Source organism: Brevibacillus composti (genome assembly GCF_016406105.1).
Lineage (GTDB): Bacteria > Bacillota > Bacilli > Brevibacillales > Brevibacillaceae > Brevibacillus > Brevibacillus composti.
The window spans coordinates 4,311,483-4,334,674 of sequence record NZ_CP066308.1; the positions used below are offsets into that span (position 1 = coordinate 4,311,483).

Here is a 23,192-nt window from a genome sequence, read left to right on the forward strand (position 1 = left end):
CCTCCCGCGTGGGTCCGCCGCTCCTGCAGTTACTGCAGGGTTTTGCGCATGTCGTTTACCTTTGCCCACACTTTTTTATAGAAATGATAGAGTTCTTCTCCGTTCACGTACTGGTCGCGGTCGTATTCCAGATCATTCTTCGCTTCCTGGAAGGCGGCCGCGATCTCGTCCAGCTTGCCGATCAGCGCGGACGTATCCTCGGACATGGTCATGGCATCGCTGCGCCGGTCCGCCTTGCGCTTCAGGCTGGACATGCGCTTCGGCTCCAGACTGCGCAGCTGGTCAAAGATGACGAACTCGGCGTGCTTGTTTACCTTCATTAAATTGACGAAAGGCTCCCAGGCTTCTTCCTCTTCATCCTTGTCATACACATAGAGCGCACCCTTTTTGCAGATGGTTCCGGTGTACATCGCTTCGATAAAGAGGCTGATCAGCTCTTCTTCCCCTTGCATCGCGCTGACGATCGTCTCCAGCTCGCCGATCTTTCGCTCGATCTCTTCGTATTTGCGCACTTCCTCCTGCATCAGGCGAATCAGCTCCGGGTAGCGGATCAGGTTTTCCTTGGCCATCTCTTCATTGGTGCTGCCAAAGATGTCGCGGATCGCTTCCTGCTCCAGCCCCTCGGCCATGAAGCCCTTCAGCGCGGCGAGACAGCGCTTGATTTCCCCGGGAGCGGCCTTTTTCGCTTCCCCGTCCAGGCCAAAGCCGGCGAGGAATGATTTCAGCGCAAACGGCTTCGTGATCACGCACTCGTAGCGGCTGCTGGTCTGGCTGCTCATCCCCTTCTCGCGGATGCAGCCATAGCGCAGCGCCCGGTCAAACAAGCGTCTGACCTGCGCGTTGTATTCCTTGACCCGGTTGTTGCTGTAGACATCGCCCCAGGACTTTTCCGGGATCGGCGACGGCAGATAGGCCCAGTTGTTTTTCTCTGTCTGGACGAGGTGGCGGCCAATGCCTTCCCGCTCCAGGATGGTGCGCTCGTAGCTTTCTTCGTAGACCTTGAGCGGCGTATAGACAAACAGCGGAATGCCGTTTTTGGTGTTCAGCCAGAAAATGCGGTTCTTGACCTCGCTCTCCTTGACCGTAAAGCGGGAGCCGCTGATCGAGGTATTCTGGTAGTTCTTGATCCCCTTCAGGATGCCGGGCGCCTTCACCGGCACCGAGACGAAGCCCCAGGACGGGAAGTGGAGATTGCCCAGATTGTTGCTCAGATGGAAGACCGGGATCGCCTCCTCGTCCAGCTTGCCGGCGATCTTGCGCTCTACGATGCGGTCCAGCGTCTCCTCCTGCCCGTATTTGATCACGAGGAATTCTTCCATCGACTTGGTGATCAAATCCCCGAATTTCTCGGACAAAAACTCGGAGATGGCGCTGACGATATCCAGCTCCTGCTCCTTTACCCACTGGTCGGAGCGCTTCAACAGCTCGCTCGTAAAGTCGCGGATCAGGTCTTCGGCTTCCTTTTGCTCCATGATGCTGCTGATCACCTTGGCGATGTCCGGCACCCCGACGATATTCCAGTAGTAGGTCTTGTTGCCGGTGCGGTCCACTTCCTCGCTGCCGTTGATCAGGATGTCGCCGTTCTTCTCAAAAATCTGGTTCAGCGTATTCAAAATCTCGGTAAAGACGTTGTAAATCCGGTTGTTCTCATCGTTCAGCAGACGATACAGCTCTTCGTAGAACTCGATCATCTGCTCCAGCTTTTCCTGGTCGGCCAGGAGCTGGTATTCGCTAATCTTCGCTTCGATGTAGGCGTTTTTCTTTTTCTCCTTGGAGATAAAGGCGCTGCGGGCGTCGCCCAGCTTTTCGAGGGCATTGTCGCGGGCGCCCTCGATTTCGCGCGGATAACTCTCCAGATTGGCCTTCAGCGTCTCGATGTAGGATTGGATCATTTTCAGCAGGCAGTAGCCTTTATCCGAATGAATCAGGCGGGACGCGTAAAACGGCCCTTGCTGCGGATGCAGGAAGACGCGGGTGATCATGTCCCCAAAAGCGGCGGTCAGCTCGCCGGGAAGCTGCTTTTTGCTCTTGATGTACTCTTCCCGGGCTTTGGCCAGATAGCCTTGCTCCAGCTCGTGATCGATGCTGACCACCTGCTGGCTGATGACGTTGCTGTAATTCAGTCTTTCGCTGTTTTCGTAGCCGGGCAGCGGATCGGGCACGCGCTCCTCGAATTTGCGGGAGATGGAGTCCACATCCATGCCCAGCTTGCGGGCGAATTTCTCCGCATCCTCCTGCGACGGCGCCACCGCGAACATCTTTTCCATCTTTTTGAACAGACGGTAGGCCAGATAGGTGGTCATCTCTTCGATCGGCAGCACGGCCGAGGAGGCGCCGATGACGTTGTACTGGTAGTTGGCCGCGTAGGCCTTGGGCATCTGGTTGATATTGGTGCGGATATTGCTGATGTAGTCGTGAATGGCAAATTCCTCGCCGGACCGCTTCTCTTCGCTCGCCATGAAGTTGGTGATGTTCTCCGCTGTTACGTTCATGCAGTAGTCATAGGCGTTTTCCAGCGGTTTGCCCTCCAAATTGGTGGCAGAGATCAGGTGGCAGAGGTTAAATGGCGGCATCGGCGACTGGACCGTCAGCACATTGCCGTACTGCTGGCGGAAGCGCTCCATCCGTTCGTCGGCATTCATCCAGTAGTCCAGCTCTTTCAGCGCGGCGTAGCCGTTTTTCATGATGTAGTCGCGCGTGTGCGAGCTGAGGCTTTTGTTGGACAGGTTGACGTCCGGCGTGAACAGGTAACCGAGCGTGTTCACCTTGTCTACGCCCGCGCTGCCGAAGTCGCGCTCCATGATCCCGCGCACGATGTAGGCCACATCCAGGAAGCAGCCGCTGCCCGTGCCCCCGGAGATCCCGGTGAGCAAAAAGACGATCAGTTTTTTGTTCGTGCCCTCGGACAGCATCTTGATCTTTTTCTCGATGGTCTGCACGACCTGCGTGATTTTGGTAAAGAGCAGGAGACGTCCGGCCTGACGCACACCGGACGCGCCGCTGATCCCGTCGGTGATGGTCAGCTCGGGCGAGAGCCAGTCGGTGATGTACGGCTCCAGAATGCTCCTGTTTTGCAGGACGCCGCCAATCTCCGGGTTGGACAACAGGACGAATTCGGTGACCGGGTCGAGGCCGATGCCCTTGTATTTCTTGTTGCGGTCATGCTCATTGGTTTCAAAGGCGAGGAATTCGATATTGTCCGGCTTTTCCTTGCGCTTTTTGGAAAGCGGGTCGACGGGCAGCTTGAAGCGGCGGTTCACCTGATACTTCAGGCGGAGCAGCGCGTCGATCCCCGTGCCGCCAAGGCCGATGACGAGCATCGGATTGTCGATGGTATCGACGCGGATCTTGTCACTGACAATCCCGCCGCCGAGCGATACGTCCAATTGCTGAATATGTTCTCTGACGACTGCTTTCATCTTCGATCACTCCTACACGATGTAGTCTACATAGACGGACTTGTTGACGCTGGTCAGGGAAATCTTGATGCGGTCATTCTTTTTCAGCTCCCGCCCCTTGCTGGCGTCCAGGACGCGGCCGGCCTTTTCCACCCGGCAGCCGGAGCGGTTTTCCAAGACGAGGGTGTCGTTTTTCCCGGGGAAAAAGAGGACCTTGTCCGTCTCCTGGAACTCGGGTGCGAGCTGCAAGAGCTGATGCAGCTTCACCTTTCCTTTGAAGGCATTCAGCTTTTTATACTGCGGATGGGATTTCTCCCCGGTATCCTCGTCGACGATCTCGATGGCGATCTGGCCGGTGAAGCCCTTGTTTGCCTTTTTCCAGGCGGACAGGAGAGCGAGGGCCCCAGCGGCGACGAGAATCAGGCCAGCCGTACCGATGATGACCGGCAGCCAGGGAAATGGTCTGTCGTCCTCGGCTGCGGGCGCTCCGGCGGGCGGCTGGGACGCACTTCCGCCAGCTCCCTGGGAAGCGTCTATCGTCACCGGCTTCGTCTCCCGGTAAAAGCTGGTCTCCTCCGCCTTTACCTTCAGCTCGTACTGTTTGGCGTCCGGGACGGTGAAGCTGCCTTCAAAGCCGCTGCCCGTATTGGCCAGCTCCAGCTCGCTGGTCTGCTGGCTTCCCAGTTCGCGGACGATCAGCTTGGCCTTCATTTTTTTGTAGAGATCGGGGCTGACCGCTTGCTGTCCGGCCGTGACCAGCGCCGCTTTGATCGGGATGATATCCCCTTTTTTGTAAGGCTGCGCGGCAATCGGCTCCATCTCCAGCAGGACGTCGTAATTGAATATCAGGTTCATCGCGATCTTGTCCCGGTCCGCTCCTTTTACCTGCAGCTTCCACTCGCCCTGGGCCGGCTGGATCATCTTCACCATCGTATAGGCGCGGGAGCGGGACAGCAGGATATCTGCGGACGGGATGGCCGCTTCCTTGCCGGAGGGATCGATCAGCTTCAGCTCGACTGCTTGGCCCGATGTGATCGAAATATTGGCTTCCAGCACGCTGCTGTTCGGGATGGAGAGCGGCACCTCCTGGAACTGCCCGTTTGAAGTGAAATTTTTCAACGGAACTACCTTAACTTTTGAATGGTTGGCAAAAATTTCGCTTAAAATCTGCGGCAGCTTGTCAGCCGTGCTCGTCTCGAAAAACAGGCCGCCTGTCTCTGCGGCGATCTGCTGCAAAGGTGTCCGGTTGAGCTGGCCGTCCGCATTCAGTCCGATCGTGTAGACAGGATACCCTTTGGCTTTGGCCTTTTTGACCGCTTCGTCCAGGTCTTGGTCTGACTTCTGCTGGGTGCGTCCGGTGGCGGGATTGAGATAGTTGTTGCCGTCGGCCAAGAGTACGATGATCGGCGAGTGGGCCGGGTCATGCCCGTCCTCCAGGATTTTGATCGCCTCGCTCACCCCGACCGCGATATCGGTGTACGCTCCTTTTTGCAGGCTGTCGATGAAGGCCTTGATGTCCTTCTTGTCCTGCTCGGCATTGACGCCCATGAGCGCTTTTTCCCGCTCGATTTTATCCGTGTAGGCGACCACTCCGATTTTGTTGCCCTGTGCCGACGTCATGTCGACGAACATCTTCATCGCTTCCAGGCTGACGCCGTTTTTATCGCTTTGGGACATGGAGTTGCTGACGTCGACGACCAGCACGGCGTCCATTTTGTCAGCCCCTGAGGCTGTCTGGGCAAAGGCTGCCGTTTCCCCGGACATGAACATTCCCAGCAGAAGAATCAGACAAAGGATGTATCGAAAGAGTGCGGGTAAACGTATCATCTGTAAGAACCTCCGCTTATGTAGATATTTGTCGAATCGAATAGGTCGGAAGATTTTGAATGAATTGCAAACAAACCAAGATTATAACAATATTACCATTATATTCTACATGAATCTGAAACAAAAAGAATCTCGCGGCCTCTATAACGTAATACGGGCCACTTCTTTTTTTGTTACATCATCCGACAAACCAAGTGGGGAGAATGCTCGATGCTCACGTACTATATCCTTGCCGTAGTCCTGCTGATGCTGGTGATTCGGTACATCGTCCTTTTGATGCACAAGCGGCGAAATGTGTCGGAGATGGAGATTGATCGGCAGTTACTTACTTTGCTACACGACGAGAGGGGTTCCAATGAGAAAAAAGCTGGGAGTCCAGTTCCGCAAAAGTCCGAAAACGACGTACGCCTTTGAACGCTTGCGCTGCTGCAAGCACTGCCACTCGTATACCGTGCTCTGGCATGAGGAGTGCGATGTCTGCGGCAAAAGCCGCTTTCTCACCCTGCGTCAGCTCTCCCATGTCCTGACCCGCCACCGCTTTCAGAAACAACTGCTGATCCTGGGGCTGCTGATCTGTGTCGCGATCCTCAGTGCTGATACAGTCAGACAGCTGGCGGCCGCAGGGATCGGGGGCGTGCTGGCCCTCCTGGTCGCTCTATGGATGCAAAAAAAGTATGGCGTCTATGAGAGAAACGGCCATTTTCTGCGCTTCCTCCCCAGGGAAGCAGACAAGATCAAAAACGGGCTGAAGCGAAATGCCGTCGAGGTAAACGAGGATGTGGAGGCGGAGCGGTACAAGGAGGCCTACGAAAAAATGCGGGAAGTGGGCTTCCTACTCGATTCCGATTCGGTCAAGCAGTGTCAAATCATGCTGCTGGGCCGCTTCGTTCTGCGCAAGGATATGGAGCTGGAGCTGGCTTCGCTCATCCCCTCCCGCTACGACCGGGATTTCGTGGAGTATCTGCATGACGTGCTGAAGGTGCAGCCCTGGCTCTTGAAGAAAGCGGTGATCGACTACGTCATCCGCTACAAGGGAAATATCCTGCTGGAGGAAGACGGTCAGCGGGTGCTGGGCCTGGTGGCGGGCTGCGCCCTGCGCATGAAGTCGTACGTGGTGCAATACCAGGAGTTTATCCGGGAGTCGCTGGAGTACATGCCCCGCGAGCGTCTGCTCCGCCTCGCCCAGCTGCTGAAGGCCCATCCCCAAGAGGATTGGGCTCCTCTCTATGAAGCTGCGGCGAGACTGATCGAGACCCGCTACTCGTTCGATCCCGAGTTCAAAGGCGTGCTGTGAAGGAGTATGGTGGCATGATTGTCTCTTCCTATCGAAAATCTCTCTGGGTGCTGCGCGTCCTTTCTCTGGTATTTGCGATTGCGATGGCCGCCGTCTTCTGGAAACTGGGCCAGACGGTGCACAAGATCAGCTTGTATGACCGGGCGCTGGCCTATTACCGGGACGACAACCTGCTGCTGGCCGAAGAGACCTTTTCCCGCGCGGAGGCGATCTCTGCCATCCGCTATGGGGACGAGGCATGGAGCCGCTCCATGTCTGCCCTGACCGCCATACGCGCGGAGCTGGAGTCCTTAGCGGCTCAGGCCGAGGCTGCCAGCCGGGAACAGGATCATGCCCGGATGCTGGCCGTCTATGAGCGCTATCGCACGCTGGCGGGGAACTATGCTTCGCCCGGCGGTCTCGATGCCTCTTTCTTCCGGCAGACCGCCCAACGGCTCGCGCTGGGGAAACAGGTAGACGATTATTTTCAGCGGGCAAAGGACGGGGCGAGGCGGACACTTGAAACCAATCTGGCGCAAAAGAGTTTTCACGACGACAGCTTTGTCGCCACGCTCGTCCTGATCCCGGACGAATACTATGGAGGGGCAGAGAACAAACAGCGGGAATTGTCCCGTCTCTTGCGCGCATACGACCGGGAGAAATTTCGCGCTTCTACCGGCACGGGAACGTTTTCCGAAGTCGTCGCCCGCACGGCCGACAGCCTACGCGCCTATAAGCGGCTGAACATCGAAGCCGAATGGCTGACCAGCCTTTTGGAAAGCTACGCGGAAAAAGAAATCCGCACAGCCGTCAGACAAGACGACCTGGCTGTTTTCATCGCGCTCGCCAAGGCCTATCGGCAGATCGAGGATGTGCTTCCTCCTGAGTCGGAAGCGCTGGACGAGATCGAAAGCCACCTGCAAGCCCGGTTGCGCCAGGCGGAACGGTACATCGCCGCCGGCCAGTATGAAAAGGCGATCGAACTGTACCGGCAGATCGGCCCGCTCCAGAATACTTCCGCGCTGATTGCCGAAGCGGAAAGCCGCTGGAGCGAGGATGACCCCGCCCGCTTGCTGGCGGAAAAACATCCGGACAACACCTACCGATTCGTTTTGACCGGAGAACAGCTCTGGGGTACGCAGGCTTACGCCATCGGATTGACCCAGGGCGATCAGCCCGAGCTGCATCTCGCCGGCAAAATGGCGGACGGCACCGTCGTCTACCTGGAGCGAGCGGTCAGCTCCGGCCGCAAGCCGCTCCGGCTCACTCTCTCCGACATCCGAGGCATCAAAAAAGCCCCGCTGATACTGCTGGAGGCAGAGGGGACGGAGCGCACGCATCTGTATTCGGGATTCATTCCGGACATGGAACGATCCTCACTCGTCAAAGGATTCGAGATCGAGGCGGAAGGGTTTCAAGCCGAGAATCCGGAGGAGATCATCCTCACGCATCCGACTGGAGACGGGGAAAATGAGGTCGCCTCGTTCCGGCTGGAGGAAAAGGGGCTCGTCTACACGGGAAAAATAGAGGACTATCTGCCGGAAGGGGCAGACGAGGCGGATACGCCTCCAGTTGAGGAAGGCATGGAGACTCCGGGTGGAGCGCCCCCGGATATTGCACCCCCGACTGCGACGGAGCGCACGGGGCAGGATCAACACCGGGAGCCGGGTACGGGTACACATCAGGAAGAATCGGGAGCGCCGCCCGACATCGCTGGCGCAGCGGCCCCGATCACGCTCTACGCGGGACCGGGCGAGCAGTACGGACAGATCGGGGATCTCCCCGCAAAGGCAGCCGTCGAGGTGCTGGCGGAGGCGGACGGGTGGTATCAGATCTCCTACCAAGGCAAGAAGGGCTGGATCAATCGGATGCCGTAGCGGCCCCTTCTTTCTTCTGCAGGTATTCCTGCACGCAAGCGAGAAAATAGGATCCGTATTTCTCAAACTTGGCCGCCCCGATCCCTTTGATCGTCAACATGGTTTCCTTGTCTGTCGGGCATATCTGGCTCAGCTCTTTGAGCGTGCTGTCGTGGAAGATGACATACGGCGGCACGCCTTCTTTTTGCGACAGCTCTTTGCGCAGCTGTCTCAGCCGCTCGAACAGCTCGTCATCCTCCTCCCGCTTGATTGGCCGGATCAGCACCTTTTGCCATACCTGCTCCTCCCCTTTTAATACAGGGAGTGCCCGGTCCCCCAGCGCGAGGATCGGGTATTTGTTTTCGGTGACCCGCAGATAGCCCTCGGCGATAAACAGCTCGATCAAATCGACAATCTGTTTTTCGGTGTAATCGCTCATCAGACCGTACGTGGGCAGCTTGTCAAAGCCGAATTCCAGCACCTTTTTATTGCGGGAGCCTTTCAGCACCTGAGCGACCAGCGAGGCTCCGTAGCGCTCCCGCATCCTTTTGACGCAGGAGAAGACCTTTTGCGCCTCCAGGGTGATATCAGCCAGCTCCGCTTCATTGGTGCAATTGCCGCAGCGGCCGCACTCCCCGGCGGCGTGGTCCCCAAAATACTGCACGATATACTGCTGCAGGCAGCGCGGTGTCCGGCAGTAATCGATCATCGCGTACAGCTTTTTGTACTCATGCTCCCGGCGCTCGGCTCCCTGCTGGTTCTGCTCGATAAAAAACATCTGGGTCTGGATATCCTGCGAATGAAACAGCAGGATGCACTCGCTCGGCTCCCCGTCGCGTCCGGCCCGTCCCGCTTCCTGGTAATAGGCTTCCAGATTTTTTGGGAGGCTGTAGTGAATCACGTAGCGGACGTTGGACTTGTCGATGCCCATCCCGAACGCATTGGTCGCAAACATCACGCGGGCATCGTCATAGAGAAAGGCCTCCTGATTGCGCGCCCGCTCCGCCTCCGACAGCCCGGCATGGTAGCGGGTGACGGAAAAGCCCCGCTCCTGAAAGTAATCGTACAAGGCATCCACGTCTTTTCGCGTAGCGGCGTAGACGATGCCCGCCTGCTCGCGGCGCGCCTCCAGATAGTCGCGGATAAACCGGCGCCTGTCCTCCCCTTTGCGGACGGAGAGATGAAGATTATCCCGGCCGAAGCCGCTGATGTAGATGCGCTCGTCCTGCAGGCTGAGCAGACGCTGAATATCTGCTGTGACCTCCGGTGTGGCGGTGGCGGTCAGGGCCGCGATGACAGGCCGCTTTGGCAGGGATTGGATGAACCGGGAGATGGCCAGATAGCTGGGACGGAAATCATGCCCCCACTGCGAGACGCAATGTGCCTCGTCGACGGCTACCATCGCGATAGGCAGCTCGCTCACGAGCGCCATAAAACTGTCCGTCTCCAGCCGCTCCGGGGCGACATAGAGCAGCTTGTACACCCCTTCGCGGGCTTTTCTCATCCGCTCCCGCACCTCGGCGGCATCCAGCGTGCTATTGATCTCGGCGGCAGCGATCCCGGCGCTGGCCAGCGCATCCACCTGGTCCTTCATCAAGGAAATCAAGGGAGAAATGACTATCGTGACGCCGTCGAACAAAAGGGCGGGAATCTGGTAGCAGATCGACTTTCCGCCCCCGGTCGGCATGATGCCGAGCGTGTCGCATCCGGACAACAGGCTCTTCACGATTGTTTGTTGTCCAGGCCGAAAACTGGTGTAGCCAAAGTATGTCCGCAGCTTCTCCTCCGCTTTCTGCAACAATCCCATCACCTTCCATCCCGTGATTCTGGTCAAAGCATTCGCGTAAAAAAGAATTCGAGCGCATGCCCGAGGGCCGCTCTCGAATCACTTATGCCAGATCGGACTGGGACAAATCCAGTCCGTTTTGTCGATCTCCCCCGCGATTAGCTCGCCATCTCTCTGATCTTCCGTCTCTGCAGAGAGAGCAGGCGGACGAACAGGAAGATCGCGCCTGCGGCCAGACCTGCGATCAAGCCCACCCAATATCCAAAGGCGGCCATCGCAGTGTAATTGGCCAGGACATAGCCCAGCGGAAGTCCGATCACCCAATACGATACCAATGCGACGCCGAAGGTGACGGTCACATCCTTGTAGCCGCGCAGGATCCCTTGAATCGGCGCAGCAACAGCATCAGACAGCATGAACAGGATCGAGTACATCAAGAAGTGCTGGGCGAGATCAAGCACGCCAGGGTCATTGGTATAAAATCCGGCTACCTGCTCGGTAAAGAAAAACAGGCCGACTGCACACAAGGAGGCCATCACAAGCGCTCCGCCAATTCCCATGTAGCCGTATTGGCGAGCGTCCCGGTAACGCTGTGCTCCCACCTCGAATCCGACCACAATGGTCAGCGCCATCGAGATGCTCATCGGCACCATGTAGAGAAACGAAGCGAAGTTCATCGCCGCCTGGTGTGCGGCGATTGTGGTCGTGTTGAACTGGCTCATCAAGAGGGTGACGGCCGCGAAAATGCTCACTTCGAAAAAAATGGCAAATCCGATCGGAACCCCGAGCCTGAGCAGCTCCTTCCAGGAAGCGAGCGAGACGCGGAAGAACTTGCGGAAGATGCCGTATTCCGCAAATGGCTCTACGCGATGCACGACATAGAGGCTGATCAGGGTAATGATCCAGTAGGTAATGGCAGACGCAAGTCCGGCTCCGATGCCGCCCAGCCGGGGAAACCCGAGATAGCCGAAAATCAGCACGTAATTCAGCGCTACGTTGATCGGCAGGGAAGCGAGCGTGATCACCATCGTCACTCGGGTCATGCCGAGCGCATCGATATAGCAGCGAATAACCGTATAGAGAAACAGGGGAATGATCCCCAGCGAGATAGCGACCAGATAATAAAAGGCGATATGCCGCACCTCAGTCTCCAGACTCATCCCATTCAACACGGGACCCAAAGCGAGAGCTCCTACTATCACAACCCCCACGGCGATCACCACGGACAAGTACATCGCCTGCATGACGGTAAAGGGCACCTGATCCTTTCGCATCGCGCCCACCATCTGCGCAACCATCGGCGTGACAGCGAGCAGAATGCCTGTCAATCCGGCCTGAATCGGCGTCCACAAACTGGAGCCAATGGCCACTCCCGCCAAATCTACCGGACTCGCCTGGCCGGACATGACGGTATCAAAAAAAGTCATGCTGAACAGGGCCAGTTGGGTGACCAAAATCGGAAGCACGACCGTGAGAAACTGACGGACTTTTTCTCCTAGCGAATACGTCTGGTACATGGCTGGTAACATCCTTGCTCTACAGAATTTTGAAACATACTGAATGTTATTATAGGGAAAGGCGGGGGGAATAGCAAAGAAATGTGCGCCTGCCGCCCCCTGGTGGATAGAGGAAAAAAACGGGACCGCCTCCCTTTGTAGTCGTCTACTTCGGGGGCAGTCCCGCTTGATTTTCCTTTTTTACTGGCATGTTCCGCCCTCGGCTGGAGGCTTCCGTTTACCGGTGGCCATCTCTAGACCGTAAACCGCTGCATGGTCCGCTTCAGCTCATCGGCCAACCGATGCAGGGTCTCGATGGAAGAGCTGATCTCCTCATTGGTAGCGAGCTGCTCCTGAGCGGCGCCGGGCGCACGACATGGATTCCGTTTTTCGCCACGTAGTCCGCATTGATTTCCTCCGCGGTATTCTGGTTCTTGCCGATGATGATCGAAGGCTCATTTATGTAAAAAAGCAGGTAGTCTTGCTGGGCCGGGAGATGCTTCAGCGCGTATTCCTCGATGGCCAGATTGATCCGCGGATCGGTGATGTTTTGATTGTCGATAAACAGCATCCGTTTCCCTCCTCAAGATGGGTGTATGCGAGTTTCCTCACCTTTGACTATACCTGATCTGCTTGCCTTTTCCCACCAAACAAAAAGAGAGAAGCGCGAAGGCTTCTCTCCCCATCCCATCCTGTTGTATGGCCTACTTGGCCCGCGCGGAGGCAGAAAGCGGCGCTGCCTCCCGGACCAGCTTTTCCAGATGCTTGACCGTGGGCGTCAGGTTCACCAGGAAAAGCGACTCTCTCAGTCTCCGCGAGGGATCGCTCGCTTGCAGATAGCCGGCTCCCCCGTGGTGCAGCATGCTGGCGTAGACCGCTTTCGAAGTCAGATGGACGACGGCCAAGCGAAGCTTCACCAACTCCGGCCATTTTTCGGCGAGCTCTGCGGATACCGAGAGGCGGTACAGCTCCTCGCGCAGCGGCAGCAGCTCCTCGCGCAAATCCTCCGCCTGTACGGGCAGGTACTGGTTGCAGCCGCCCTGTTTGCCCTTCACCTTTTCGATAGATGAGATCGACGCCTCCGTCACTCCCAGCCCCAGCGGAATTTGATAGAGGAGAAAGGGCGGGCGAATCTCTTTGATAAAATCATCCGCCTCTTCGGATATGACCCATTCATCCGGGACGAAGACCCCGCGGAATTCGCAAGCATAGGTGGCGCTCCCGTTCAGCCCGAGGTAGTTTCGCTTTTCCTTCAAGACGAGATGGTCCGCACGGCATGGAACCAATGCCATCACCCGGTACTTCTCCTCCACCGCAGCGACGATCCCAAACCAGTGATCCGGCCCGAGATTGGAGACGGACGGGAGCTGTCCGCTGATAGTATACCCGCCGCGGACACGCTCGGCTTTCAGGCAGAGCCGCTCCAGACCGGCGTAATATTTCATCGGATTGGACAGTCCGGTGCCGCCGCGAAGCTCGCCGTTTTCCAGCTTGGGCAAAATCGACCTCCGCAGAAAGGAGTTCTCGCTCTTGCGCACATAGGTGAGTGCCGCCATATGGCACCACAGATTAAACGCGGTCGTCATGCAGGTCTTCGCTGTCTCCTCCACCAGCCGGACGCCCTGTCCCAGCACCTCCTGGTCGGTTCGGCCGGCGGATTGCAGCAGGCCGGAATGGCCCAGTGCCTCAAAAAACGCCAGGGGGTAGCATGCTTCTTCATCAATCTTTTTGACGATCGGCTTTACCGTCTGATGAATGATCCGCTGCACGAGGTCCTCGGCGGCTCCCCCCGCTTCCTTCTTTTCCATCCCTGTTCCCCCCCTGACATTTGCTAGTGTCTCTCCTGCCGCGCCGATCCTTCCCCGCCGGTTCTGCCTGCCCGGCTTTCCGGCCAGGTTATTTGCCCGAAGCGATCTCCGTAATCGTGTCGATCGGCGCTTTTACGGCTTCGCGCGCTTTTTTCACCGCGGCTTCGTCCGGCGCCTGATAGAAACAGAGGCACTTGGTCATATCCTCGCAGACATAGGTCCGGGAGAAAGAAACCTCCGGTACTTCGGCGTAGTGAACCGAGTTTTTGCTTTTGCGGTCCAGGTATTGCTCCATCGTCAGATTCTCGGGCAGATTCCACTCGACCAGGTAGTTGACGCGGTCCGCCTGTTTTTTCACTTCGTCCAGATCGCTGCCGACGAGGCGAACGGGCTTGATCAGAGCGACAGGCACGCCTTGCGCGCGCAAGCTCTCATTCAAGACGGAGCGCTCCTCGCTTTCAAAGATAAAGAAGGCGCGCGCGAAATCCTTGGAGACCTGCACCTCGATGAGGTGAATCTGCTTTTGGGCCAGCTGCTCCTGCAGATCGGCGATTTTTTGCTCAAATGATTCCTGGTCCTGGACGATGCCATGCAATACAGATTCCACGAGATAAAGGGACATAGGTTCTTCTCTCCTGACTGTAATCGATTTTTTTGTTTAAACTAAACAATACAAACCTGTTTACTTGGTATTAAGGTAATAATAAGTTACTTGGTTTATAAATTCAACCTTGTTTTTGACAAAATGTGTTATGATGAACCTACCGAGACGGAACGGAGGTTGCTTTTTCCATGAAAGACAGATACGACTTGCCTTGCAATATCGCCCAGGCGCTGAACATCATCGGCGATCGCTGGACCCTGCTCGTCATCCACGAGGTGCTGATCGGCCACAGCACTTTTAACCAGATCAAAAAATCGCTGGTGGGGATCTCCTCCAAATTGTTGTCCGACCGCCTCAAGTATTTAGAGGAACAAGGGCTGATCAGCTCCACGCTCTATTCCGAGCACCCGCCGCGCTACCGCTACACGATTACGGAAAGCGGCCGGGATCTGGAGGGCGTCTTTCACGCGCTGGTCCTCTGGGGGAGACGCCATCTGCAAAAGTGCTACAAAAAGATGGTGCACCTCTCCTGCGACCATGAAGTGGAACTGGCTTACTTTTGCCCTCACTGCAAGCAAACGGTGGAAGACGTGGCCGTCGTCGAGCTGGATACGGCCGTGCGGGAAACGGCCTCTTCCTGAGTCTTCGTCCTCCCGGGCGGACACGGGAGGACGGCTCGCGAAGGCAGCTTACGTCTTGGGCACAATCCCCCACTGCCGCTCTATCCAGCGCTCGCACAGCCGAATCCCTTTATCCAGCAGCAGTCCGCAGAGACCGATCAGGATAATACCGGCTAACACCAGATCCAGACGCAGTTGATTTCTCGCATCGACGATCAGATAGCCCAGCCCGGACTGGGCTCCCACCATTTCACCGGATACGAGAAAAATCCAGGATGTGCCGATCGCGATATGCAAGCCGTTGGCGATCGAGGGGAAAGCGGCCGGGAAAATAATCTTGGTCAAGAGCTTCGTCTTGCGAATCTCCAGATTCTCCGCCAGCTTCAAATAGGTAGAATCTACTTTTCTCACACCGGCGATGGTAGAGAGCAGCACGGGAAAAAAGGCGGCCAAAAAGATGATCACAATGGCAGGCGCATCGCCGATCCCGAACCACAGGACAATAAACGGCGACCACGCGATCGGGGAAACGGGGCGCAGAACCTGGACGATGGGATCGACGATTTCCCATACCCGCTGCAGGCGGCTGAGGACCAGTCCCAGTCCGATCGCCAGTATCGCCGCGGCGAGATAGCCGACGGCGAACCGAACCAGACTTACCTGCAGGTGGACAAACAAGGTGCCGTCTTGGATCAGCGAGATGACTCCCCGCAGCACTTTTCCGGGCGGCGGCAGCAGGGACTGCTCGTATTTGCCCACGATGATAATCGCCTGCCAGATAGCCACCAAAATCACAACGCCAATCAGGATATTGGAGGTCTTTTTCAGCGCATTCATCTTCTTCACTTCGCCTTATCCATGAATGAATTGTCTACAAACTCGGCAAAGGTCGGCGGCTTCTCCGACAGTCCCATCTCGATCAGATACTGCCTCAGCTTCTCATACGCCTCCTCATCCAGCCGCAGATGATCATAGGCGATCCACTGCAGGGACAAATCCAGCACCTTTTCCTCCACATTCATATAGGCGGACAGGATGCTTTTTACCTGCTCATCCTTGGACTCTGCCTTCTCGCCCGCCTTGGCATACTCGGTGATAAATTCCTCTGCCGCTGCCCGGTTATCCCGGATCAGCTCTCCCCGAACGACCAAAGCGCAATCTACGGAATCCTTCCACAGCTCTTCAGACTGCAGGAAAGCCTTCCCCTTTTCGATCACGACTGATTTTGCGCCAAAAGGCTCTGCTACCACATAGCCTGCGATTCTTCCTTCTGCCAGCGCAGCCGGCATTTCCGCCGGTGGCAGCTCGATTACATTGACATCGGTATACTGCAAGCCTTCCTGCTTCAGCATCTGGTACAAGAGGATGTTATGGGTGGAGAATTTATGCGGGATCGCGAAGTTCTTTCCCTTCAGATCGTTCACGCTATGAATATCGTTGGCCGTGACGATGACATTGCCATCTCGATGGCCCAGTGCTACGGCCTTCAGGTCAATGCCTTGCTCCTTGGCCTTCATCGCCAGCTGGACCAGCACTGAGGCGCCGTCGATCTTCCCCGTGTTCAGCGCGTCCATCAAATCCGGCCAGGAACCGAATTTCACCAGCTCCAGCTGAAAATGCTGAAACTTCCCCTTGCCCAGCTCATCCTCGATGTAGAGCGGTGCGGCATGCGTAATCGGCAGATAGCCGATCTTGATCGTCGGTTTCCCTGTCTCTTTGCCAGCCTTCTCCGCATTTCCCTGACCGCAAGCCGTCAGGCCGATCACCAGAGCCAGCAATATAAATGAGGTTAACCATCTTCTCAGTCTCTTGTCCATTTGTCGTTCTCCTATCCACTCTTCTGATATGGGAAAGCTTGGCAATGCAATCCCATTGCCCGGCGACGCTAGATGCTGAACTCCACAGTGGGCAACGGATTATTGAAAGAGAATTCCTCCAGGATCAATTTGCGGAAATACTGGAATTCGTCATGTCCCCTGTCTCTTGGACGCGATGCGCGAATCCGGATCTCCCGGTGAATCCGTCCGGGACCCGCGCCCATAATCAGCACGCGGTCAGACAGATACACGGCTTCATCAATGTCATGCGTCACGAGGATAATCGTCGTCTGTTCCCGGCTCTGAATGCGCAGCAGCTCATTTTGCAGGTGATAGCGGGTAAAGGTATCCAGCGCGGCAAACGGCTCATCCATGAGGATCAGCTCCGGCTGGATGGACAGCGCCCTGGCGATGGCCACCCGCTGCTGCATCCCGCCGGACAGTTGGTGAGGAAACATCTCCAGCCTATCCTCCAAACCAACCAGCCTGAGATACTCCACGGCACGCTCCCTGCGCTCTGCGGGCGAGAGCGGCAGCTCTTCGAGAGCCAGCTCCACATTTTTCAGGACGGAGCGCCAGGGCAGCAGCCCATAATGCTGAAACAGCATCACGCACTTCCGGCTCGGTCTCTCGACGGCCGTCCCTCCGCATTCGATCCGTCCGCTGTCCAGCCGCTCAAAGCCTCCGATCATATTCAGAAGCGTGCTCTTCCCGCACCCGCTCTGCCCCAGAATCGAGACGATTTCTCCCTTTTTCACCTGAAACGAAACATCGGCCAGCACCGGCTGGTTCTTCTCTCGGGAAGAGAAGCTTTTCCACACATGCTCAACCCGCACGGCATCCATATGCTCCACCTGACCCCCTCCTTCGCCCGCGGTCAAGCCGTAGCCACATTAAATACGTTAATTCCTATGTTTTTAATCGGTTTTATTTAGAGGTTATTTTATGATACTTTGTTTAAAAAAACAACTTAAAAATGAGAACATTCGCGCCCTTATTTTTGACGTGAAAAAACAAAGCGTTTCCTGCGATAAAAGCGCTTACATTTTTTTAGTCAGAAATATTGACAGTAAATATTTTTCTATGGTAAGATTAATAATTTTATTTCAATCGCCATTTTGTGATATAATAAAGATATTACGAGATCGGGGGTGGGCTTATTGTTTCAGATTGGCGACAAGATCTTTTATCCTGTCCATGGTGCCGGGATTGTCGAAACGATCGTTGAGAAGGAGTTCCTCGGGGAAAAACAACAGTATTACGTCTTGGACATGCTGCTCCGAGAGCTGCATATCATGGTCCCACTGCATAAAATCGATGGCCTAAATATTCGACCCGTCGTAGAAGAAAGCACTTTGAATGAGGTGCTTGTCTTGCTTCATGAGGGCGAACCGGATCTGAGCGTCACCGCCGCGCAAAGGCAGCGGATCAACCACGAAAAACTCAAAAGCGGCGATATCTATGAAGGCGCTATCGTCATCCGCGATTTGTCCTATCTCAATCGACTGAAAGGGCTGGGAACCGGCGATCGGCTGATGCTGGATCAGGCCCAGCAGTTGTTAATCAGCGAAGTGGAACTGGTCAAAGGCATTTCGACAGAAGAAGCGTCGGACATGCTGATCCAGGCGATTCAAGGCAGCGGATCTATCGCCTGAATGCAGGCCGCTTATATAGAATGGAGGCTGTCCACCGTCCTTTTGCAGGGGCGGGGGCAGCCTCTTTTTATGGGCTTTCTCTGTTTTGATGTGGCTGAGGGGCGCTTCCATTTAGGGAGCGCCCTTTTTTTCAGCAAAGAAACACGGGCATTACCATTCCATTTTGTCTACGATCGCCATCAACTCTTCCTTGGTCACGTTCGGAGAGGAGGTAAAAACGGTGTAGAGCTGTTTTTCATCATCCTTGTAAAGTTCGACGGACTGCTGGATCGATGCCACCTTTCCGTCTTGGTCCATAAATTTGCGCAGGATGTAGAGGGCGTCTCTGTTTTTTACCTTGATGTTTTCAACGGTGTCATCGGGACCGGCTTCCGCGGTGGTATAGAGCACCTTCTCGAAATTTTCGATCCGGATGCTTACTTCGCTCTCGTCTTTGGCGTATCTCGCCACCGCATATTGATAGTCCGGTTTTACCTTCAGTTCCTTCACCACCACATCTTTCTTGGTTTCCTCTGCCTCTTTGTAAAAATCTTCGTCTTTGTAATCGCGGATGATCTCATTTCCAAGTACACCTTCTTTAAATTGGTAGCCGCCGGCAAGCTCCTCCGGAAGAGTGACTCCCCCGCCTACTGCCTCCAGCAGCGCCGAGCGGTCTTCAAACGACTTCGGCTTCTGGAAGAAGCTGATCCGTTTATCCGGATTATCGGGGACGATATAGACGGCCACCGCACCGCCCGGCGTGACGGAGTTGCGAACCTCCTCAAGCAACTCCATATACGTCATGGGCTTCTCCACATCCGGTTTCTCCATCGTATGCTCAACCCTGGAGATCACTTCTCCCTGTTCGTTTTTCAACTCATACACCTTGACCGCCGCATACGCCGACGTTACGCCAAACACCAAACATGCCGCTACGATCAAACTCATTTTCTTTTTCACTCGAACTGCCTCCTTTTGCATATTTTGCTCACGCAATCGATTCAACACCTGGTCCTTGATATCAATCTGCGGAACAGGCATGTGCTTCAAACTTTTCTCGAATTCATCGAATGGCTCGGTATGCTTCATTCGCTTCCCCTCCCTTCTGTGACAAAATTTGACGTTTGCATTTCTTGATGGCTCGTTCGTATTTTTTTCGCAAGGCAGCTGAATTTGTATGGAATAATGCCGCAAGTTCTTCGTAGCCCTTTTCTTCGATCACCCGCAGGATCACGAGATTTCGTTCCTCCGGCGATAGAATCGACAGCGCCTGATGAAGCGGCTCGCTGATTGGCTCCTGATCCAGCCGGACCGCTGCCTGATGGTGTTCCTGTATAGCCTCATCCTTTTTCCAGAACAGGATGAGCTGATGAAGTTTCTTCCTTTTGATCAGGTTGAGGCAGTGGTGGTAGGCAATCTTGTATACCCAAGCGGAAAAGGATACGGAGCGATTGTATTTTTCCAGATGCTCATAGGCTTTGATCAACACCTCTTGCACGGCATCCTCGGCTTCCTGTCTATGGCCCAGCATATGATAGCAGTAGGTAAAAATCGGTTGTTGCAGAGCTTCCACGAGGACTCCAAATTGCTCCAGGGAACCGGAGACTTTGATCTCCTCTACGATTTGTTCCATATGCTCTCTTTCCACAATCTTCACCCCCTTTGTTAGGTATAACAAATCGCATGCGTCATTTGTGACGTGTTTGAAAAAATTGCCGCAAAAAGAAAAAGCCGACATCTGCTATGCATTTCGCATACAGACATCAGCTTTGGTGGTGCTTCGCACGCTTCCCCGCTTGAGGAGAAGCGCTTGGTTGTGTTTATTTCCACGGGAGCAGCTTGCGCTCCAGCCATTGCAGCGTACGGTTAAAGATCAGGCCCAGCAGGGAGAGGAGCAGGACGCCGACCATCAGTTTGGTCGTAATCATCAGGTTCCCGTAATGCAGCACCATGGAGCCGATCCCTTGTTGGGCCGCAATCATTTCGGCGGACACCAGCAGCAGCAGCGAGGTGCCGGCCGCCAGCTTCAGCCCGGCGAAAATCATCGGCAGCGAACCGGGCAAGATCACCTTGCGTATCACGTTGAAGTGATTGGAGCCAAAGGTGACGGCTGCCTTGATCAGCATCGGGTCCACGCTCTTCACGCCGGAGTAGGTGTTGATGACGACCGGGAAAAAGACGCCGAGTGCGATGATCGCCACCTTGGGCATCTCGCCGATCCCCAGCCAGAGGATGATCAGCGGCAGCAAGGCGATCTTGGGAATCGGGTAAATCGAATAGACAATCGGCGTCAGGATCGCGTCCACCCAGCGGGAGAAGCCGAGGAGCAGCCCGATCACAATGCCGCAAAGCGCTCCGATCGCATAGCCTGCCCCGATCCGCGACATGCTGGCGAGCAGATTTTGCAGCAGCTCGCCATTGGTCAGCATATCCCACGCTGCCGCCAGAATCGCCGTAGGAGCTGGCAAAAACAGCGGCGGAACGATGTTCATCCGGCACACGATCTCCCACAGGATTAACAGACCGGCGATCCCCATGGCCGCCGCGTACCCGGGAATTTTTTGTTCCAGAAAGGCGACGCGGTTGGTGATGACTTGTCTTTGGTCGTTCATCCCCTCACCCCTCTTTCAGCGCTTCCTGGGCATCGTGACGAATCAACTGCCAGATTTGATCGGCGTACTGCTCAAACTGGCTGCGGTATTCCTCTTGATCTCTGCCCATTTTTGGCAAATCGATGTGGATAATGCTCTTAATTTGGCCGGGATGTCTCGACAGGACAATCACGCGGTCGGCCAGGTATACGGCTTCCTGGATGTTATGGGTCACGTACAGCGTGCTGAGCCGCGTGCGGTCCCAGATGGTCAAGAGCTCCTCCTGCATCAGCGTCCGCGTCTGTGCATCGAGAGCGGAAAAAGGCTCGTCCATGAGCAGCAGATCCGGTTCGATCGCGAGTGCCCGGGCGATTCCGGCCCGCTGCCTCATACCGCCTGACAGTTGTTTGGGATAGGCGCCTTCAAATCCTTGCAGGCCGACCATCTCGATATAATGCTTGCCCTTTTCCTCTTGCTCTTGTTTGCTTGCGCCATTTTCCTCCAGACCGAAGATCACATTCTCATAGACGGTCCGCCAGGGAAACAGGGCAATCTCCTGAAAGACGATGCCCAGCTTGGGCTTTTTGCCCCCGGTTCCCTCAAAATAGACGCTGCCGCTCGTCGGAGACATGAGCCCCCCGACGATGTTGAGCAGCGTGGACTTCCCACAGCCGCTCGGGCCCACCAGCACGACGAATTCCTGCTCTTCGATGGAAAAATTGATGTTCTGCAGGGCGGTCACTTCTCTTTTTTTCGAATCGAGAAAGGACTTTCCCACATCCTCGATGACAATTCTCATGCAATCACTTCCCTAATTTCTGCAAGGCGTCTTCCAGCAGTTGGGTATTCACGATTTCGCTCGTATCAATCGCTTTGTCAATCAGCTTCTCTTTGGCGTACCATTCTACCTGCGTCTTGATATCGGACTCCAACAGTTTGCCGTCTCGATCCATATAAGGAAGACCTTTTTTGATCATGTCCGGCTCTTGATCCGTGTACTTGGCGATAATCTGAACGACTTCGTCAAAGTTTTCGCCCGGCACGATTTGACCGTCTTTCTTCGTCAGGACGGCATCATAGTAGTAGCGCGTTGCTTTTGCGTACGCCTTGAGGAAACGCTCGGCCACGTCTTTGTTGTCAGCCAACGCGGGAGAGAAGAAAATGCCCGAAGTTTGGTACTCGATTTCGTCCCCTACCTGCGCGATCACTTTTCCGTAGCCCTCCGCTACGACGGTCGAGATATTGGGTTCATTCAGCAGCACGGCATCAACCTGCTTGCTCTTGAGGGCTTCCATCAGACCTTTGATGCTGTTCAGCGGAATCAGCTCGACATCGCTGAGACCAACCCCGTACTTTTCCAGCATTCTGCCCGCCATGTAGTGGTAGGTGGAACCCGTCTGGGTGATCCCGATTTTCTTGCCCTTTAACTCTTCGATGCTTTTAAGCGGTGAATCCCCAGGGACCAATAAAGCAGAGGAGGAGTAACCTTGCTGTTCTCTTCCTTTGTCAGCGACGATGACCAGTTTTTGCCCGCCGGCCACCATATTGTACAGGCTGGCCGTGATCCCGGTAGCCCCTACATCCACACTGCCCGCTGCAGTCGCGACAGCGATCGGCTGAGCCGCCTCAAACCACTTGGCCTGCGCATCGATATTTTCCTCTTGGAAAAAGCCTTTTTCAATCCCGATAAACAGGGGTGCGGAGCTGGTCAGTTTCAGCATTCCGATCTGTACGGTTGCGGCTTCCGCTTCCGTTTTCTGTTCCGGCTTCGGCTCGGCTGTATTTCCTGTGTCCTTCTGCCCACAGCCAGCCAGTGCCAATGACAATGTCAGCAGTGCACTTGCAGCAAACAATACTGATTTCTTCACCAAACGTCCCTCCAAAATTTTCTTTTTCTATAAGGCTAAACTATTGACTTTATATTTCGACAAAGTAACATAAAAAGCTCGATAGATCAATGCTTCCACTTGAGTATATGCTCGTCCATATGCTGGAGCAGCCTGGCCATATACACGATTTGACCCGTGTGATACGAGTAATGCGACGTGGTGTGATACAGCAGCTCCAGCACGGTTCGCGTATAGGACTCAATGCCGCTGCCGGGCGGATAGACGATCAATACCTCTCTGTCCAGATCGGCGGCGGAGAGATTTGCCAGCACGCTTCTCGACTGCTCGCGCACATCGCGCAGCTTCGTCAGCAAAGCAGAAGACTCCATGCCCCCCTCGGCCAAAAACTCCGCAGACCGCTCGCGGATGAACGGCTTTTGTCCGATGCCGCTGATGATGTTCTGGTGCTCATTTCCGGCCAGGTGCAGACAGAGATTGCCAATACTGTTTGTCCCCTCGCGCGCTTTTTTCCACAAATGCTCCTCCGGCAAGCGGTTCACCGCTGTTTGGATGCGGTCCAGCTCCGTATCGAGCAGGTGCAGCGTTTGTTTGTAAAACAGATGCATGACCTCCCTCTCCCCTCTCGTTCCTAA

General features: G+C 55.4%; 19 protein-coding genes and 1 pseudogene. 4 read left to right on the forward strand and 16 right to left on the reverse strand.

Translation table 11 applies throughout. The annotated features are described in order from the left end of the window. Nucleotides 1-29 precede the first annotated feature (29 nt). Entirely contained in the window at nt 30-3,419 is a 3,390-nt protein-coding gene (locus JD108_RS21435; RefSeq protein ID WP_198827930.1) for a tubulin-like doman-containing protein, read from the reverse strand. Nucleotides 3,420-3,431: 12 nt separating this feature from the next. Continuing rightward, complete coding sequence (locus JD108_RS21440) at nt 3,432-5,225, reverse strand: VWA domain-containing protein (protein WP_198827931.1); 1,794 nt, start codon at nt 5,223-5,225, stop codon at nt 3,432-3,434. 355 nt (nt 5,226-5,580) lie between these two features. On the opposite strand from JD108_RS21440, the gene JD108_RS21445 reads away from it, so the two are divergent. Next, entirely contained in the window at nt 5,581-6,519 is a 939-nt protein-coding gene (locus JD108_RS21445) for a hypothetical protein (protein WP_198827932.1), read from the forward strand. Nucleotides 6,520-6,533: 14 nt separating this feature from the next. Further along, nucleotides 6,534-8,375: an SH3 domain-containing protein gene (locus JD108_RS21450; RefSeq protein WP_198827933.1), complete on the forward strand. Its 1,842-nt coding sequence runs from the start codon at nt 6,534-6,536 to the stop codon at nt 8,373-8,375. Here JD108_RS21450 and recQ read toward each other — a convergent pair. The 5 genes and pseudogenes from recQ to JD108_RS21475 all read right to left on the reverse strand — a co-directional run bounded on the left by recQ (nt 8,359) and on the right by JD108_RS21475 (nt 14,066). Continuing rightward, a complete protein-coding gene (gene recQ / locus JD108_RS21455) occupies nt 8,359-10,155 on the reverse strand; it encodes a DNA helicase RecQ (RefSeq protein WP_198830220.1) in 1,797 nt (598 codons plus the stop codon). The genes JD108_RS21450 and recQ overlap by 17 nt on opposite strands. Before the next feature lie 143 nt (nt 10,156-10,298). After that, nucleotides 10,299-11,657: an MATE family efflux transporter gene (locus tag JD108_RS21460; RefSeq protein WP_198827934.1), complete on the reverse strand. Its 1,359-nt coding sequence runs from the start codon at nt 11,655-11,657 to the stop codon at nt 10,299-10,301. Between the two features lie 346 nt (nt 11,658-12,003). Then, nucleotides 12,004-12,207: pseudogene (locus JD108_RS21465) on the reverse strand (lipoyl protein ligase domain-containing protein); the annotation flags it as partial. A 133-nt stretch (nt 12,208-12,340) separates the two neighbouring features. Continuing rightward, nucleotides 12,341-13,444: an acyl-CoA dehydrogenase family protein gene (locus JD108_RS21470; protein WP_198827935.1), complete on the reverse strand. Its 1,104-nt coding sequence runs from the start codon at nt 13,442-13,444 to the stop codon at nt 12,341-12,343. Between the two features lie 88 nt (nt 13,445-13,532). Next, entirely contained in the window at nt 13,533-14,066 is a 534-nt protein-coding gene (locus JD108_RS21475) for a DUF4242 domain-containing protein (protein ID WP_198827936.1), read from the reverse strand. 170 nt (nt 14,067-14,236) lie between these two features. On the opposite strand from JD108_RS21475, the gene JD108_RS21480 reads away from it, so the two are divergent. Further along, a complete protein-coding gene (locus tag JD108_RS21480; RefSeq protein WP_198827937.1) occupies nt 14,237-14,689 on the forward strand; it encodes a winged helix-turn-helix transcriptional regulator in 453 nt (150 codons plus the stop codon). A 48-nt stretch (nt 14,690-14,737) separates the two neighbouring features. Here JD108_RS21480 and JD108_RS21485 read toward each other — a convergent pair whose 3' ends face one another. From JD108_RS21485 to JD108_RS21495, 3 genes are all read right to left on the reverse strand, one after another. Next, a complete protein-coding gene (locus JD108_RS21485; protein WP_198830221.1) occupies nt 14,738-15,505 on the reverse strand; it encodes an ABC transporter permease in 768 nt (255 codons plus the stop codon). Between the two features lie 5 nt (nt 15,506-15,510). After that, nucleotides 15,511-16,485, reverse strand: a complete 975-nt coding sequence (locus tag JD108_RS21490) for an ABC transporter substrate-binding protein (RefSeq protein ID WP_198827938.1) — start codon at nt 16,483-16,485, stop codon at nt 15,511-15,513. Between the two features lie 68 nt (nt 16,486-16,553). Further along, complete coding sequence (locus JD108_RS21495; protein ID WP_198830222.1) at nt 16,554-17,330, reverse strand: ABC transporter ATP-binding protein; 777 nt, start codon at nt 17,328-17,330, stop codon at nt 16,554-16,556. Between the two features lie 306 nt (nt 17,331-17,636). On the opposite strand from JD108_RS21495, the gene JD108_RS21500 reads away from it, so the two are divergent. Continuing rightward, complete coding sequence (locus JD108_RS21500; RefSeq protein ID WP_323958391.1) at nt 17,637-18,140, forward strand: CarD family transcriptional regulator; 504 nt, start codon at nt 17,637-17,639, stop codon at nt 18,138-18,140. 150 nt (nt 18,141-18,290) lie between these two features. Here JD108_RS21500 and JD108_RS21505 read toward each other — a convergent pair whose 3' ends face one another. From JD108_RS21505 to JD108_RS21530, 6 genes are all read right to left on the reverse strand, one after another. Beyond that, entirely contained in the window at nt 18,291-19,208 is a 918-nt protein-coding gene (locus tag JD108_RS21505) for a hypothetical protein (protein WP_198827939.1), read from the reverse strand. Beyond that, complete coding sequence (locus JD108_RS21510; RefSeq protein ID WP_198827940.1) at nt 19,183-19,767, reverse strand: RNA polymerase sigma factor; 585 nt, start codon at nt 19,765-19,767, stop codon at nt 19,183-19,185. Before JD108_RS21510 ends, JD108_RS21505 begins: the two co-directional genes overlap by 26 nt. Nucleotides 19,768-19,939: 172 nt before the next feature. Continuing rightward, nucleotides 19,940-20,731 (reverse strand): ABC transporter permease, encoded by a 792-nt coding sequence (locus JD108_RS21515; RefSeq protein ID WP_198827941.1) that lies wholly within the window; start codon nt 20,729-20,731, stop codon nt 19,940-19,942. A gap of 4 nt (nt 20,732-20,735) precedes the next feature. Then, the gene (locus JD108_RS21520) at nt 20,736-21,509 is read right to left on the reverse strand and encodes an ABC transporter ATP-binding protein (protein ID WP_198827942.1); all 774 of its coding nucleotides are present in this window, start codon (nt 21,507-21,509) and stop codon (nt 20,736-20,738) included. Nucleotides 21,510-21,513: 4 nt separating this feature from the next. Beyond that, a complete protein-coding gene (locus tag JD108_RS21525) occupies nt 21,514-22,578 on the reverse strand; it encodes an ABC transporter substrate-binding protein (RefSeq protein WP_198827943.1) in 1,065 nt (354 codons plus the stop codon). A gap of 86 nt (nt 22,579-22,664) precedes the next feature. Further along, nucleotides 22,665-23,165 (reverse strand): DinB family protein, encoded by a 501-nt coding sequence (locus tag JD108_RS21530; RefSeq protein WP_198827944.1) that lies wholly within the window; start codon nt 23,163-23,165, stop codon nt 22,665-22,667. Between the last annotated feature and the right edge of the window lie 27 nt (nt 23,166-23,192).